The organism is Deltaproteobacteria bacterium (genome assembly GCA_016213065.1).
Classification (GTDB): domain Bacteria; phylum UBA10199; class UBA10199; order SPLOWO2-01-44-7; family SPLOWO2-01-44-7; genus JACRBV01.
Window position 1 is genome coordinate 1 of record JACRBV010000083.1, and the last position, 14,637, is coordinate 14,637.

The window sequence follows — 14,637 nt, forward strand, 5'->3', positions numbered from 1 at the left end:
ATTTGTGTGACCAAGCAACGCAAGTGAAGTGAACGGCGTTGCAATTCCAACACTCCACCTTTTTTCACGCCTTCTGATTTTCCGATCACGGCTACAGGAACATCCACATCTACCGTTTCCTTGAGATCCACTACCTGAAAATCAACATGCGTAAAATTTCTTTTGATCGGATGTGCCTGATATTCACGAATGCGAACCAAACCTTGTGCTTTTCCGTCAACGCTCAATTCAAAAATGGCGTTGAAGCCGGCTTCTGTGGTGGTGGCTTTTTCCAAATCTTTGAAAGGAATCTGAACCAAACTTGGTTTGGTTTTTTTCCCGTAAATAACACCCGGAACAAAACCACTGTTACGGAGAAGGGTAAGTCCTTTTCCTGCTGTTTCACGACTTGATGCGGTTAGTTTTAAGCGTTCCATAGTGTCTCCAGTTTTTAGAACTCATCTAACAGTTATGAAAAACTGTCATTCTGAGCAAAGCGAAGAATCCAATTGTTTATCAAGTAGATCCTTCACTTCGTTCAGGATGACATCCATTTATGAGATGCACTCTAGTTATATTTTCAAACAACAAAAAGGGAAGAGATCGAATCGGAATGGTAGATCCGACGGATCGCTTCTCCCAATAAACTTGATACCGACAACACCTCCACCTTCGGACATTTTTGAACGGATTCCCGAACGGCAATGGAGTCGGTCGTAATTAATTTTTTCAATTCGGATTGATTAATTCTATCAAGAGCGGGTCCGGACAAAACGGCATGGGTGCAACACCCGTAAACTTCTTTGGCGCCGTCTTTGATTAACGCTTGTGCGGCTTGTGTCAGCGTGCCCGCGGTATCAATAATATCATCAATCAAAATGGCTTTTTTCCCGGCCACATCTCCGACGATGTGCATCACTTCCGTGACATTGGGTTGCGGGCGGCGTTTGTCGATCAAAGCCATGGGACAGCTAAGACGTTTTGCGAAAGAGCGGGCTCTTTCTGCGGCGCCGGCATCCGGAGCCACCATGATCAAATTATCTTTTAAATTATCTTCAATATATTTGATGAAAACGGGCATCGCGAAAAGATTGTCGACCGGAATATTGAAAAAACCCTGAATCTGACCGGCGTGCAAATCAAGACTTAAAATGCGATCGGCACCGGCGGTAGTTAATAAATCGGCAACCAACTTTGCACTGATGGGAGTGCGCGGAGCCACTTTCCGATCTTGTCTTGCGTAACCATAATAAGGAATGACGGCAGTGATCCGGTCAGCCGATGCTCTCTTGAGCGCATCGATCATTACCAAAAGTTCCATGATATTTTCATTGGAGGGTTGGGAAGTGGGTTGAATAACGAACGTATCCATCCCGCGAACATTTTCCTGAATCTCAACCCAAACTTCTCCGTCACTGAAACGTTTGACAACGGCCTTTCCCAATTTTAATTCAAGGCAATCAACAATGGCCTGCGCCAAGATAGGGTTGGCATTTCCTGAAAAGACCTTGATGTTTTTGTACGAATACATATATAAATTTGCCACTCTCGATGGGGCGTCGACAAGCGGTAAGTCAACAGCCTTTGAAGCTGTCATCCCTGGTTCGAATCCAGGCGCCCCAACATTTTTCAGTTATTCTCTGCTGTAAAAACCTGCCACGCCGCTTTTTTTCTGATTTTTGTTATCGCTTTATCCCGCGCTGGTTTTGTTTCAAACAATCCGAAAACTGTGGAACCCGAACCACTCATCAATGTGCCCCTTGCACCTGCCTTGACCAGTGTTTCTTTTGCCTTTTGGATTTCCGGAAACTCCGGAAAAATAACGTCTTCAAAATCATTATGTAAAACTTGAAGGACCTCTTCAAAAGTGGAGAGCCTCCTAACATTTTGATTTTCTTGTGTCAATCGTTTCATAGGGGCAGGCAAAGCCCCCTCCAACGGCAAAGCCGTTGGAGCCTCCCCCTCAACGCCGCTTCGCGGCTGTTTTGTTCGCCCCTCGATCGAGGCGTTCGCATCCCAAGTTTTGTAAGCCCAAGGAGTGGAAACGGGAACTCCGGGATTAATTAGAATAATCCACAACTTGGCAATCTTTTTTAAAGGTTTAATTAAATCGCCAATCCCCCCCACCAACGCGGGTCCATCATATATAAAGAAGGGAATATCGGCTCCCAGACGAACTCCGATTTTGACGAGCTTTTCCGGGGGCAAATTTAATCCCCAAAGTTCATTCAAACCCTTCAGGACTGTTGCCGCATTGGAAGACCCACCCCCCAACCCACCCCCCATCGGGATTTTTTTTGTCAGCCCGATCCGCACCCCTCTGTAAGTGTCGGACACTTCCTGAAGAATTTTGGCGGCACGGTAGGCAAGGTTTTTCTCGATAGGACTAGGGACTATGGACCATGGACCATGGACTGTTAATTCAATACCGGTTGGAATCTTTTCCAGAAAAATCTCATCGAACAGACTTACTTTTTCCATCACCATGAGGAGATTGTGAAAATCATCCTCGCGACGATTCAAAATCCTGAGCGAAAGATTAATTTTGGCAGGAGATAAAAACCGGAGCGATTCCATTCTGGGAGGGATAGTCCAACCAAACTTAAGCGTCAACGGATTTGCTTGCTAACGTTTAGAACGTTAGGTATATTAACGTTATGGACGTTAAGACGATAAACCATCTTTTGGCAGAAGGAAACATCGATCGCGATGACATGTGGCCTCGTATTGTCGAGATGGAGTCAAAGGCCCATCAATTCCGATTCGAATTCGGATTGGACGAACTTCCCACGGAACCCGGGCTCATAATAATCCGCGGACCTCGTCAATATGGCAAGAGCACATGGCTTGATACGAATATGCGCTGGTCCGCCGAAGATTTTGGAAAAGCCTCCACATATTATCTTAATGGGGACGAGATAGGGTCGGCAGATGAACTCGCGGAAGAAATGAAAAATCTTTATCCCGCCTATGCCGGAGACGCCAAAGTAAAAAGACTTTTTATCGACGAGATAACCGCCGTCCCTGAATGGGAGAAAGCAGTAAAACGAATCATTGATCAAGGTCTGTTCAAAGATGTGCTTATCATAACCACAGGTTCAAAGGCATCGGATCTTCGCCATGGTTCGGAAAAACTTCCGGGGCGAAAGGGTAAATTGCCAAAGAACGAATATATTTTTCTTCCGATCTCTTATAGAGAATTCAAATTCAATTCTGAAAATGTGCACGGCGACAAGTCGTGGATAGCATATCTCTTAACAGGCGGATCCCCCGTTGCCTGCAATGACATCTGCCAATTCGAACGCCTGCCTGAATATTTTATTCAGCTGGTGCGTGATTGGGTTTTGGGAGAGGTTGTTTCGTCGGGCAGAAATAGGCTGGCGCTAACACAGCTTTTGCACGTTATCATGAAATATGGCGGTAGCCCTGTTGGTTTTGCGAAACTCGCAAGAGAGGCTGGCCTCGCCAATAATACGGTTGCAAGCGGTTATGTTGAACAGCTTTCTGACCTGCTTGCGGTTATGCCTTCATGGCCGATAGAAACTAACAAACAAACCGTGCTCATGCGAAAGCCTTGCAAATTTCATTTCATAAATCTTGCGGTGGCTATAGCTTTTCATTCTTCGTCGCTTAAGTATGTGCATGAATTTGAAAATTTGCCGTCTGAAATACAGGGGATTTTTATCGAATGGCTTGTGGCACAGGAGATCTGGCGGCGCAGTGTTTTAATGGGACGGGCCAATCCGGAAACCATAAGTTTCTGGGCGTCAAAAGAACACGAAATAGATTTTGTAACTCCGAATCTGAACTTTATTGAAGTGAAAAAGGGGCAGGCAGGCCCGCTTGAATTCAGCTGGTTTTCAAAAATATTTCCAAAGGATGAATTAACGGTTATTTGCAATACGCCATTTACTTCGAAACAGGTGACAGGCATGACAATCGAAAATTTTCTGCTGTCCGCACCAACTTCGCTTGCCTACAATGAATAAAGTTGTGTTGGCCAAACTTAAGCGTCAACGGATTCCATTAGAAATTTTCTCAAATTTATGTGACGGATTCCCTTGAAACTGGTCTCCCCAATCAGTTCATCCAAAGAGACAACCACTTTGGGATGGTTATCCGGTATCAGGAGGAGATTGCCAAATTCTCTTTCACGGTTTTCTTCGGTTATCCTGTAGGCAACCTGCACATAAATCTTTTCCCCGTTTTTTTCGCCGACAAAATCAATTTCCTTCTTATCCAGTTGTCCAACTTTAACATCGAAACCATCGGCAATAAGATGATTGAACACCAAATTTTCAAGAACTTTATTTATATCAACCTGATTATAATTGATAATGGAATGCTTTAGCCCCAGATCCTCAAAATAATACTTGTCGTTAATTTCAAAAATTTTCTTCCCCTTAACATCCTGTCGCTGGACCTTATAAATAAAAAAGGTCGAACACAAATTTGAAAGATAATTCAGAACAACATTTGCAGACATATTTATCTTTTGCGATTTCAAAAAATCACTGATTTTTTTGGCGGAAACAAGACTGCCAACATTATCGGCTATATATTCAACAAGTCTCTCCAGAAAGGCAACACTGCGGATGTTAAAACGCGCAACAATGTCTTTCAATAAAATCGTGTTGACGACATTCTTCAAATAATCATAAACGATTGCATCACTAAGCTCCAAATGCATCAGGTAGGGAAGGCCACCATATTTTATATATTTCAAAAAAGATTCTTCGCATTCTTCAAGCTTATGAAACGTGAGAAACTCTGAATAGGAAAGGCTGTTGATTTTTATTTCAATGTAGCGACCGCTCAAATAGGTTGCCAATTCTCCGGATAAAAGATTTGCGTTGCTCCCTGTGCAGTAAATATCAAATTTCCCCGAAGACTTGAGGCTTCGAAGCGCTTTTTCAAAATTTTCTATGTCCTGAATTTCATCAATGAAGAGAAAACTTCGTTTATTGGATTCTTTCGATTTATCTTCAACATATTTTAATAGTGATCTGTGATCGGAAATTTTTTCAAACTCGTGAAGCTCCTTATCAATGTAAATGATATTGGCAGAGCTGTCTGTTTCCTTAATTTTGTCCATTACCTGAAAGAGCATATAACTTTTGCCGACGCGTCTCTGCCCAACAAGGACCTTAATAATGTCCTTATCAATATAAGGCTTTATTTTACTTAAGTATTTTTGACGTTTAATATAAGTTTTAATCATAATTAGAACCTTCTCTCATAAAATACCATGTTTTAATTATAAGTAAAACTATTTATAAAGAAGCATGTTAAAAAAACTCATCAAACAGAGTAAAGAAGAACGCGTCTATTGCAAGCCCGGCACCTTTCAATTTCACTCGGGCGGGACAAGCAACCATTTCCACAGCGGAATAAATTTAATTGCCCGGCCGTCAATGCTTTCCATGCCTTCGTATTCGCCGGTGATGACGATTCCCTCATCTTTTTTGAACAACACCATAGACCTGACAAGCGCCGATATTTCGCGCTCCCTTGTCTGGGGTCTGGACAAATCCCAGCAGGCCTGAATCAGGTCCTTTACCAAATCGCCGTCTTTCACGACAAAATCGACTTCTTTGTGCTGAACATCCTTCCAGTAAAATATTTCCATCTCCCGATTTTTCGATCTTCTTCGCTCCAGTTCAAGAAAAAAAACTCGCCAGATAAAAAAACTCGCCAGACGGAGTAAAATTTACATTTTAAGATTTCTTCCCATTCCTGGTGCAAACCATATCCCGATAAGAGCCGGTCAGAAGATCTTCCGGACGGATTTCAAATTTTTTTATTAAAAGTTCAACCTTTTCATATTCTTGTTTTTCATCATTCAAGTTCTGATACACCGCTTCGAATTCAAGAAAAGAACCCAAATTTTTAACCGAATCGATGTGTACGCGTACATTACCGATCAAAAAAATTTCCCGCATTTTGTCGACAACGACTTCCACTCCCAAAATTTGGGACAGAAGTGATTTGCAAAGATTGGCATCGGCAACGGGAATGACCAGATGATCACTTTTCTTGGGACCGGCCAGATCAGGACGGATGTAAGGAACAAGTTGCGCGCCGCTTAAAGAAGATTCGCGGAGTTTAAACCGACCCCCACTTGTTTTGAAATAGGTATCAATTTGATGGTCCGTTCCGAGATATTTGGTCTTAAGTTTATCCGCAATCGCTTTTGCTTTATTCGCGTCGGCATATTTTGCTTTGATTTCGATATTGGGCATTTTATTTAAAAACAATCTGACCGCTTTGTAGGTCGGCGGTGAGGGTGGTGCCCTCTTTGAAACGGCCTATCAAGAGATCATTGGCCAAAGGGTCTTGGATATATTTTTGGATGGCGCGTTTCAGCGGGCGTGCACCATAGACGGGATCGTAACCGTGTTCCGCGATGAATTTTTTCACGGCGGGGCTTAAGCTCAATGTGAGTTTCCGGTCGCCCAAAAGTTTCAACAAATTTTTAAGCTGAATTTCGACAATTGCCTCGATCTGTTTTTCCTTGAGACTGTGGAAGATCACCAGATCATCCACACGATTGATAAACTCTGGACGGAAATGTTCTTTCATCGCAGACATCACGCGCTCCGTCATCGTCTCTTCATCCTTGGCATCCGCAATGTATTGGCTCCCGACATTGGAGGTCATGATGACAACCGCGTTGGTGAAATCAACCGTGCGCCCCTGACCATCGGTCAAGCGACCGTCGTCCAGAATCTGGAGCAAGATATTAAAAACATCTGGATGGGCTTTCTCAATTTCATCGAGGAGCAAAACACAATAGGGGCGGCGCCGCACGGCTTCGGTTAAATATCCCCCTTCCTCATAACCCACATATCCCGGAGGCGCGCCAATCAAGCGAGCCACCGAGTGTTTCTCCATAAATTCACTCATGTCGATTCGCACCATTGCCTTTTCACTGTCGAAAAGAAATTCCGCCAGTGCGCGCGCCGTTTCCGTTTTTCCAACACCGGTGGGTCCCATAAAAATAAACGAACCGATGGGACGATGCGGATCTTTGAGTCCCGCGCGTGCGCGGCGAACCGCGTTGGCCACTTTTGTCAACGCTTCATCCTGACCCACCACGCGCTTTTTCAAATTCGTTTCCATGTGAATGAGTTTTTGCACTTCGCTTTCCAGCATTCGTGTCACCGGTATACCGGTCCACTTGGAAACAACTTCAGCCACGTCTTCATCGGTCACCTCTTCGGTTAGCATCTTTTGAGTCTTCTGCAGGTCGGCCAGTTTTTTTTGTGAAGCTTCCAGTTTTTTATTGAGCTCCAGAATAATTCCATATTTTAATTCCGCCGCGGTGTTGAGGTCCCCTTCCCGCTCCGCTTTTTCCTGATCAATTCTTGCCTGTTCCACCTGCTCTTTCACCTGACGAATCTGCTTGATGATCTCGCGCTCCTGCATCCAGTGGGCTTTCAATTCCTGCGATTGATCTTTGAGTTCCGCCAATTCTTTTTCTAGATTTTTGAGACGCTCTTTGCTTGCTGAATCGGATTCTTTTTTGAGCGCTTCTCTTTCGATGGAGAGCTGAACAATGCGGCGCTCGAGTTCATCAATTTCAGAAGGCATGCTGTCGATTTCAATTCTTAATTTGGAGGCGGCTTCATCCATCAAATCGATAGCTTTGTCGGGGAGGAAGCGGTCGGCAATGTAGCGGTGCGACAGAGTTACCGCCGCGATGATGGCGCTGTCCTGAATGCGCACGCCGTGATGCACTTCGTAGCGTTCTTTCAACCCGCGCAAAATCGAGATGGCGTCGGTGACGGAGGGTTCTCCCACATAAACTTGTTGAAAGCGCCGCTCGAGTGCCGCATCTTTTTCCACACGTTTTCTGTATTCATCAAGCGTGGTGGCGCCCACACAGTGAAGTTCGCCGCGCGCAAGTGCGGGTTTCAGCATGTTGGAAGCATCCATCGCGCCTTCCGCACCACCAGCGCCCACCAGTGTGTGAAGCTCATCGATAAAAAGAATGACACTGCCTTCCGAGGCGGCAACTTCTTTGAGGACTGCTTTGAGACGGTCTTCAAATTCGCCGCGGTATTTTGCTCCGGCGATGAGGGCGGCCAAATCAAGCGCAATCAAACGGCGGTCTTTCAAAGTGTCGGGAACATCTCTCGTAACAATGCGCTGAGCCAAACCCTCTACAATGGCGGTTTTGCCGACGCCGGGTTCTCCGATCAACACGGGATTATTTTTGGAGCGACGACTCAAAACGTGAATTACACGGCGAATCTCTTCATCGCGCCCGATGACGGGATCCAATTTTCCCTTGCGCGCCAGTTCCGTCAGATCACGACCATATTTTTTTAGGGCCTGAAATTTTCCCTCGGGATCCTGATCCGTCACGCGATGCGGGCCGCGAACTTCCATCAATGATTTTAAAATTGATTCCTTGGTCGCTCCAAATTTTTTCAAAGCATCCGACGCGGGAATTTCTTTTGTGTCGGCAATTCCCAAAAGAAAATGTTCGACGCTTAGATATTCATCTTTGAGAGCTTCGGCTTCTTTCGCGGCCTGATCCAAAATTTTTCTCAGGGAATTGGAAGGATAAAGTTGTCCCAACGCCGCACCCGAAACACGCGGAAGGCGATCCAAATCTTTTTCAATTTGGGTCGTTAGGGCATGAGGATCGCACCCGATCTTGCCAAGCAGTGCTGGCACAAGCCCATCGGGTTGCCGGGCAAGGGCTAACAATAAATGTTCGGGGGTTAATTCCTGCTGTTGGCGCTGTGAAACCTGCTTTTGCGCCTCCTGAAAAGCCTCCTGCGCCTTCAATGTCCATTGATCCATTTGCATGCTAATCAATATGATATCGGTAGATCAAAAAGACAAGATCAGATTATATCCAAGTGAAAGATGTTGCGGATTATAGGCCTGACCCTGTCAGCCCGATCTTTCTCTTTTGCCATTGCACTTCATTCTCTTTCAAATTAAAAACCAACCGATGAAATTTAAACTGACAAATCATGTCAAACAGGAAATGGAGCGTCGTGGTATCCCCCAACCACTGTTGGAAAATGTTTTGGAACAACCGCAACAAATCGTCAACGAATACGGCGGCAAAAAAACTTATCAGTCCAAAATAGATTTTGGAGGTGGAAAAATTTACTTGCTCCGTGTTGTCGTTGACGATACCATAAATCCAACAGTGGTTATAACAGCTTATCGAACCAGCAAAATAGAAAAGTATTGGAGGTCTTAATGAAAGTCACCTACGATTCTGAAGTCGATGTTTTGAGAATTTCTTTTAGCAACGCTCCTATTGAAGAAAGCGATGAAAGTAAACCGGGTGTGATTATGGATTATGATCGGGCAGGCAATATTGTCGGCATGGAAATTTTGGATGCTTCAAAACGTGTTGAGAGCCCCACCTCTGTTGAATACGCTGTCAGTTAGAAAAAAGTCAGAAAAAGCATTAGGAGAGAGATGACGGTGAAACTGCCGATGGTAATCCATGCGATGACATTGGACAGGGGGCGGTTGGTGTGTTCGCCCATTAATTCTTTGTCGTTGATCAGTTTGAGAATGATGAAAAAAACGAGGGGCAAAACCAGTGTATTGAGTGCCTGACTCGCGGTCAGGATAAAAATAATGGACAGTTTTGGGAATAACACAACGATCGTGCAAATTGCGATGCAAATTCCCATGACAGAATAAAACAGCGGCGCTTCCTGAAACGAGGCGTTTACTTTTCGTTCCGTTCCAAAAACTTCCGCAAGCGCGTATGCCGTCCCCATTGAGATGACGCAAATACCCAACAAAGAAGCATTTAACAATCCCCATGCGAAAAGATGCTTCGAAAAATTGCCCAACAACGGCCCCAACGCCAATGCGGCATCGGAGGCTGTTTCAATCCGGATTCCCTTTACATAAAGAGTTGCGGCACACGAAATAATAATGAAATAGGCGACGAAGTCGGTCCAAACAGTTCCGAACAACACATCCAGTCTGGCACTTTTGATATGTTTTTTGTCGATCCCTTTGTCGACAAAATAGGATTGAATAAAAAACTGCCCCCAAATCGTCAAAGTGGTACCAATCAAGGCCGTCGCGGTGAACATAAAATCACGATTCATGGAAATGGTTGGCACCAAACTTCCCTTGAGCATGGAAGGAATGTCCGGGTGGGCGATAAATCCATTGATGATGTAACAAAAAAACAAGACGCTGGAGGTAAGAAAGATATTTTGGACGAAATTAAAATTCCCTTTCACAATGACGAACCAAATCAGGATCGAAAAAACGGGGACAAACATGATTCTCGGAATATGATAAATGTCCGCAACAGAGGCAACTCCCGCCACATCGGCAAGAATGTTTACAAGGTTGACGATGAAAACCAGACCAATCAGCACCGCAGAACAACGGAGACCAAATCGCTCCCGTATCAAATCCCCAAGTCCTTTTCCCGTTACCACCCCAAGCCGCATTCCCATTTCCTGCGTGACGTAGAGCATGACAGTGATGACCACCAAAATCCACAGCATCCGGTAACCGAAATGCGCGCCCGCGATGGAATAGGTGGCGACACCGCCCGCATCGTTGTCGGCGGTTCCGGTAATTATGCCGGGTCCCACAACAGAGAGGAAAACCATCAGACGCATTTTCCAGTAGTCCCATTTTTTGGACTCCCAATTTTTGGGTTTCATCCGAGCATCTTTCTTTTGCGTTTGGAAATCGGGGGCAAAATGAAATCGATCACATCATCCACCGTGACAATCCCCAATATTTTTTTGTTCTCATCAATGACGGGAACGGCCAGCATGTTGTATTTGGAAATGATGGCCGCGACTTCCCTCTGTTTCATTTCCGGAGAAACAGTGATCGGGTTTTGATTTATAATTTCCGAAATAAGTTTGGTGGGTTGTGCAATAATTAAATTACGCAAAGACAAAACACCAACCAGATGGCTTTCTGCATCCACAACATAAAGATAATAAATGCTTTCCGCGGGGGGTTTCATTGCGCGCAATTTTTCAATGACCTGTTCCGAAGTCATATCCTCCTGCAAAGTGATGAATTCTGTCTTCATCAAACCACCGGCCGTTTCATCCGGGTGTTTCAACAATTCGCGTAATTGGGTCGCTTTAGTCACACTCATTGCGGCAAGCAGGGCTGACGATTTTTCCGGCGATAGATCAAGCAACACATCCGCAATGGCATCCAGCGGCATTTCCTCCAAAATATTAAGAGCCTTTTTATTATCAAGATTCGCGATAAGCACCGCCGCCAGCATGGGTTCCAATTCCTGCAGTGCTTCGGCCGCGGTTTTGTCCGACAACAAAGATAAAATGGCCGTTTTATTTTCCGTGTTCAACTGGGAAATGATCTGCGCAACATCGGCGGGGTGAAGATGCGTAATTCCTTTGGAAGAAAGAGACACCTTCCCCTCCGCCAGACTTTGCACATGATTCCAACTGATGAGTTGTTCGGGAATGGATTTATGAAAGAGACGCAAGACCCAACCGGCAAATTTTTCCAGACCAAGACGCCTCAACACACTACGCAAACCAATATCCGCGGCAATCAAACGCACATCATGACCGACTTTGGCAAATTGCAAATCGTTGACCCGGATAACGCGGGCGCCTTCCAGATCAACCACCTGCTGGTCAATGACATCGCGCATCAGCAAAAGAATATTTTTATGCTCCGGGGAGAGGAGACTCACTTCTTCTTTTGGAACCCGGGTTGAGATAAATTTTTTCCCAATCAGGTTGATCTCTCCCATCGGAAGAATTTTGGGTTCTTTTTTTCCCTCCTCCGTCGTGATCAACAGACCCGCAATTTTTGGAAAAGTTTCTCCTTCAGAAAGGATGATGTCTTTGATGCGGCCAACCGTTTCCTGTGTATGATCTACCACAAGATTGCCAATCAGGTCGGATGCAAACATTTCGGCGGTTGGTGACATTTAAATTCGGAACGCCACGTAAATTGTCATCGACCCTCGGCCAATGAGCAGGCGGGCCAGAGAATCTTTAGTCAACTTTTTCGCCTCGCGTTCATAGTCTTCCGCGTTGTTGATACTGACGCCGTTGATTTCTAAAAGAAGGTCTCCTTCGCGCACGTCATGGTCTTCCGCACTGGAACCGGGTTGCACCTGATCGACAATCACACCGGTGTGGGGAGTTGGAAGATTGAGTTTCTTCGCATCCTCAGGTGTTATATCTCGAACGGAAAGGCCCAATACATCAGCAACAGCTTGCTCTTTGGGAGCTTGGGGTTTTTCCTGTTTGGCGGCTCCCTCTTCCTGCCGTTTGCCTACTTTGGCTTCGATCATCAGTTCTTTGCCTTGGCGCAACACTTTGAGTTTAATGGTTTTGCCGACGGTACTGCTGGCAACATAAGCACTTAAATCAAACGGTTCTTCCACTTTTTTGCCATCATACTCCAAAACAATATCGCCCCTTTTAAGACCCGACTGCTCGGCAGGAGACCCGGGCATCACACCGCCGATCAAGGCTCCCTGTTCCTGTTTCAGCCCATACGACTCGGCCAACTCCGGTGTCATTTGCTGGATCTGCACACCGAGCCATCCGCGTGTGACACTTCCCTTTGAAATAAGTTGCGGCACGGCTTCTTTTGCAAGGTTGATTGGAATGGCAAAACCAATACCGGTTCCAACACCATAAATCATTGTATTGATGCCGATAACTTCTCCTTCCGCATTGAACAGAGGCCCGCCTGAATTGCCGGGGTTGATTGAGGCATCGGTTTGAATAAATTTTGCGAAAGGAGAACGGCTATCCTGTATGACGCGGCCCTTTGCCGACACAACGCCCACTGTTACAGTCTGCTCAAAACCAAAAGGATTTCCCACAGCTACGACCCAATCGCCGGGTTCCATCAGATCAGAATTTCCAAGCGTGGCAAACGGGAAATCTTCTTTACTTTTGATTTTGATGACGGCGATATCGCTTCTTTCATCACGCCCCACTACGGAGGCCTTGAATTTGCGCCCGTCAAAAAGTTTAACGAGGATTTCATCGGCGTCCCCCACAACGTGGTTGTTGGTCAAAATATCGCCGTCTTTGTTAATGATAAAACCGGTTCCAAGACTGTGCTGTTCTTCTTCACGAGGTGCCTGATTTTCAAAAAATTTCCGGAATTCTTCGAAAGGATCCATTTCTCCGAAAGGCGAACGCGGAAAACGGTTTGCCGGGCGCTTTACTTTTTTGGTTGTGGAAATATTGACTACAGCCGCTTTCACTTTCTTGACCAGTGGAGCAAAGGAATTTGGACGACCCTCATACCATGCGGCGTTGGAGGGGAAAGAAAGCAGAAGACAAAAAACAGAGAACAAAAAAAACAGAGAAAGAGAATATTTTTTCATTTGTTGGCCTCGATAAATTGCATGCGCAAACTGTATAAAACTTGTTCCAAAATTTTTCCCTCTTCAGCGGTCAGATTGCCTTTTGTTTTTTCAGATAAAAGATTAATAATATCAATGGTTTGCTGGGCCATTGTTAGATTTTTTGTCGTTGTCTTCGTGGTGGGGTCGGGCACAGCACCCATATGCACCTGAACCGAAGAAGCCAGAGACAAAATAAATGTTGTGAAGTCAATTTGCGGCATAAAACCAGACGAGATTTAACTCTTTGACCTTACACTTGTCAACTTTCCTGTTGCACTTGGAAATTAAATAACCCTACAATCCGCCTCCATGAAAAAACGAAGCCGGATATTTTTGTTTTGCCTCCCCTTTTTGGTATCAGTTGGTTGCGCCAAACAGAAATTCGACATCGGCAAAGAAGATCCCGAAGTTGAAATTACAAAATGCTTCTCCCTTTCACAACACCATAAATATGAAGAAGCCACAGAGTGCCTTGAAATTTTCAAATCCCGTTTTCCACAAACAGCACAAGGGCAGGAGGCCGAGTTGCGCATTGCCGAAAACTATTTTCAGCAACAGCAATATCTTCTCGCGGCCGATACTTACTTGAACTTTGTCAAACTGCATCCCAATCATCCTCAGGTGGATTATGCCTTGTATCGCGCCGGTGTTTCCTATTTTAAAGAGGCGCCAAAGGCGGTTGATCGGGATCAGAAATATCTTGTCAAGGCGGGCGAACAGTTGGAGATGGCTTTGCGTGCCGCCCCCCAAGGAACCTATCATGACCAGATTGTGGAGGTCCTCAATGCCGTTCATGGCCGTCTGGCAAAGCGCATCTATTATATAGCCAATTTTTATTACCGGACCGGAGAATACATTTCGGCCATCGGACGTTTCAAAGAGCTGGTTGACAAATACCCGCGGTCGCCTCTGACCGCCAAAAGTCTTTACCGCTTGGTCAAAGCAAACATGATAGAAGGACGTCAGGAAAATGCGCGGCAAGCCGTTGAAACTTTGCTTCAGAATTTTCCGAAAGATCACTTGAGTGCAAAAGCCGAAAAATATTTTTTAAACAGAGTGAAGAAATAAGGAGCATTTATGAACAACATTCAGGAATTGGTGGAGACAGGGAAAAAATGTTTTGCAAACAAAGATTACGTCACCGCCGAGCGTTTTTTGCGCAAAGTAGTGAATCAAAATCAGCGCTATGCCGATGTTTACAATATGCTGGGGGTTATCTATCATGTGGAAGGAAAATTTGAATCGGCGATCGAGGTTTTTCAGAAAGCTCTCGAAATCAA

Annotated in this window: 16 protein-coding genes and 1 tRNA gene; 6 read left to right on the plus strand and 11 right to left on the minus strand. The window is 45.2% G+C overall.

The annotated features are described in order from the left end of the window. Both HY877_05000 and HY877_05005 read right to left on the minus strand, forming a co-directional pair. On the minus strand, positions 1 to 416 hold a 416-nt coding region (locus tag HY877_05000; GenBank protein ID MBI5299634.1), incomplete at its 3' end, for a 50S ribosomal protein L25. A 143-nt stretch (positions 417 to 559) separates the two neighbouring features. Then, on the minus strand, positions 560 to 1,510 hold the full coding sequence (locus HY877_05005; GenBank protein ID MBI5299635.1) for a ribose-phosphate pyrophosphokinase: 951 nt from the start codon (positions 1,508 to 1,510) through the stop codon (positions 560 to 562). Between the two features lie 21 nt (positions 1,511 to 1,531). On the opposite strand from HY877_05005, the gene HY877_05010 reads away from it, so the two are divergent. Next, positions 1,532 to 1,602 (plus strand) — tRNA-Gln (locus HY877_05010). 6 nt (positions 1,603 to 1,608) lie between these two features. Here the strand turns inward: HY877_05010 and ispE are convergent. Next, positions 1,609 to 2,592: a 4-(cytidine 5'-diphospho)-2-C-methyl-D-erythritol kinase gene (ispE, locus tag HY877_05015; protein ID MBI5299636.1), complete on the minus strand. Its 984-nt coding sequence runs from the start codon at positions 2,590 to 2,592 to the stop codon at positions 1,609 to 1,611. A gap of 44 nt (positions 2,593 to 2,636) precedes the next feature. On the opposite strand from ispE, the gene HY877_05020 reads away from it, so the two are divergent. Further along, positions 2,637 to 3,968 (plus strand): ATP-binding protein, encoded by a 1,332-nt coding sequence (locus HY877_05020; GenBank protein MBI5299637.1) that lies wholly within the window; start codon positions 2,637 to 2,639, stop codon positions 3,966 to 3,968. A 17-nt stretch (positions 3,969 to 3,985) separates the two neighbouring features. On the opposite strand, the gene HY877_05025 is transcribed toward HY877_05020, so the two are convergent. The 4 genes from HY877_05025 to clpB all read right to left on the minus strand — a co-directional run bounded on the left by HY877_05025 (position 3,986) and on the right by clpB (position 8,799). Beyond that, positions 3,986 to 5,200 carry an ATP-binding protein gene (locus HY877_05025; GenBank protein MBI5299638.1) on the minus strand — a complete coding sequence of 405 codons (1,215 nt, stop codon included), beginning with the start codon at positions 5,198 to 5,200 and terminating at the stop codon, positions 3,986 to 3,988. Between the two features lie 132 nt (positions 5,201 to 5,332). Continuing rightward, complete coding sequence (locus HY877_05030; GenBank protein MBI5299639.1) at positions 5,333 to 5,608, minus strand: ATP-binding protein; 276 nt, start codon at positions 5,606 to 5,608, stop codon at positions 5,333 to 5,335. Between the two features lie 88 nt (positions 5,609 to 5,696). Continuing rightward, on the minus strand, positions 5,697 to 6,236 hold the full coding sequence (gene cyaB, locus HY877_05035) for a class IV adenylate cyclase (GenBank protein ID MBI5299640.1): 540 nt from the start codon (positions 6,234 to 6,236) through the stop codon (positions 5,697 to 5,699). Continuing rightward, positions 6,223 to 8,799 carry an ATP-dependent chaperone ClpB gene (clpB, locus tag HY877_05040; GenBank protein ID MBI5299641.1) on the minus strand — a complete coding sequence of 859 codons (2,577 nt, stop codon included), beginning with the start codon at positions 8,797 to 8,799 and terminating at the stop codon, positions 6,223 to 6,225. The genes cyaB and clpB overlap by 14 nt, the downstream gene beginning before the upstream one ends. 148 nt (positions 8,800 to 8,947) lie before the next feature. On the opposite strand from clpB, the gene HY877_05045 reads away from it, so the two are divergent. Then, entirely contained in the window at positions 8,948 to 9,205 is a 258-nt protein-coding gene (locus tag HY877_05045; protein ID MBI5299642.1) for a DUF4258 domain-containing protein, read from the plus strand. Continuing rightward, the gene (locus tag HY877_05050; protein MBI5299643.1) at positions 9,205 to 9,399 is read left to right on the plus strand and encodes a DUF2283 domain-containing protein; all 195 of its coding nucleotides are present in this window, start codon (positions 9,205 to 9,207) and stop codon (positions 9,397 to 9,399) included. The genes HY877_05045 and HY877_05050 overlap by 1 nt, the downstream gene beginning before the upstream one ends. On the opposite strand, the gene HY877_05055 is transcribed toward HY877_05050, so the two are convergent. The 4 genes from HY877_05055 to HY877_05070 are packed head-to-tail and all read right to left on the minus strand — an operon-like array spanning position 9,396 to position 13,578. Beyond that, positions 9,396 to 10,652, minus strand: a complete 1,257-nt coding sequence (locus tag HY877_05055; GenBank protein MBI5299644.1) for a divalent metal cation transporter — start codon at positions 10,650 to 10,652, stop codon at positions 9,396 to 9,398. The genes HY877_05050 and HY877_05055 overlap by 4 nt on opposite strands. Beyond that, positions 10,649 to 11,914, minus strand: a complete 1,266-nt coding sequence (locus HY877_05060; GenBank protein ID MBI5299645.1) for a CBS domain-containing protein — start codon at positions 11,912 to 11,914, stop codon at positions 10,649 to 10,651. The genes HY877_05055 and HY877_05060 overlap by 4 nt, the downstream gene beginning before the upstream one ends. Continuing rightward, positions 11,915 to 13,336 (minus strand): DegQ family serine endoprotease, encoded by a 1,422-nt coding sequence (locus tag HY877_05065; protein MBI5299646.1) that lies wholly within the window; start codon positions 13,334 to 13,336, stop codon positions 11,915 to 11,917. After that, positions 13,333 to 13,578 (minus strand): DUF1844 domain-containing protein, encoded by a 246-nt coding sequence (locus HY877_05070; protein MBI5299647.1) that lies wholly within the window; start codon positions 13,576 to 13,578, stop codon positions 13,333 to 13,335. Before HY877_05070 ends, HY877_05065 begins: the two co-directional genes overlap by 4 nt. 88 nt (positions 13,579 to 13,666) lie before the next feature. On the opposite strand from HY877_05070, the gene bamD reads away from it, so the two are divergent. After that, the gene (bamD, locus tag HY877_05075; protein MBI5299648.1) at positions 13,667 to 14,425 is read left to right on the plus strand and encodes an outer membrane protein assembly factor BamD; all 759 of its coding nucleotides are present in this window, start codon (positions 13,667 to 13,669) and stop codon (positions 14,423 to 14,425) included. A 9-nt stretch (positions 14,426 to 14,434) separates the two neighbouring features. Then, the coding region (locus tag HY877_05080; GenBank protein ID MBI5299649.1) for a tetratricopeptide repeat protein at positions 14,435 to 14,637 on the plus strand (203 nt) is incomplete at its 3' end.

What these genes read in the sequence shown, in the direction of transcription:
- HY877_05005 (MBI5299635.1), bottom strand. Translation starts at nt 1,510, where the DNA reads ATGTATTCGTACAAAAACATCAAGGTCTTTTCAGGAAATGCCAACCCT.
- HY877_05020 (MBI5299637.1), top strand. Translation starts at nt 2,637, where the DNA reads ATGGACGTTAAGACGATAAACCATCTTTTGGCAGAAGGAAACATCGAT.
- HY877_05025 (MBI5299638.1), bottom strand. Translation starts at nt 5,200, where the DNA reads ATGATTAAAACTTATATTAAACGTCAAAAATACTTAAGTAAAATAAAG.
- HY877_05030 (MBI5299639.1), bottom strand. Translation starts at nt 5,608, where the DNA reads ATGGAAATATTTTACTGGAAGGATGTTCAGCACAAAGAAGTCGATTTT.
- clpB (MBI5299641.1), bottom strand. Translation starts at nt 8,799, where the DNA reads ATGCAAATGGATCAATGGACATTGAAGGCGCAGGAGGCTTTTCAGGAG.
- HY877_05045 (MBI5299642.1), top strand. Translation starts at nt 8,948, where the DNA reads ATGAAATTTAAACTGACAAATCATGTCAAACAGGAAATGGAGCGTCGT.
- HY877_05050 (MBI5299643.1), top strand. Translation starts at nt 9,205, where the DNA reads ATGAAAGTCACCTACGATTCTGAAGTCGATGTTTTGAGAATTTCTTTT.
- HY877_05055 (MBI5299644.1), bottom strand. Translation starts at nt 10,652, where the DNA reads ATGAAACCCAAAAATTGGGAGTCCAAAAAATGGGACTACTGGAAAATG.
- HY877_05060 (MBI5299645.1), bottom strand. Translation starts at nt 11,914, where the DNA reads ATGTCACCAACCGCCGAAATGTTTGCATCCGACCTGATTGGCAATCTT.
- HY877_05065 (MBI5299646.1), bottom strand. Translation starts at nt 13,336, where the DNA reads ATGAAAAAATATTCTCTTTCTCTGTTTTTTTTGTTCTCTGTTTTTTGT.
- HY877_05070 (MBI5299647.1), bottom strand. Translation starts at nt 13,578, where the DNA reads ATGCCGCAAATTGACTTCACAACATTTATTTTGTCTCTGGCTTCTTCG.
- bamD (MBI5299648.1), top strand. Translation starts at nt 13,667, where the DNA reads ATGAAAAAACGAAGCCGGATATTTTTGTTTTGCCTCCCCTTTTTGGTA.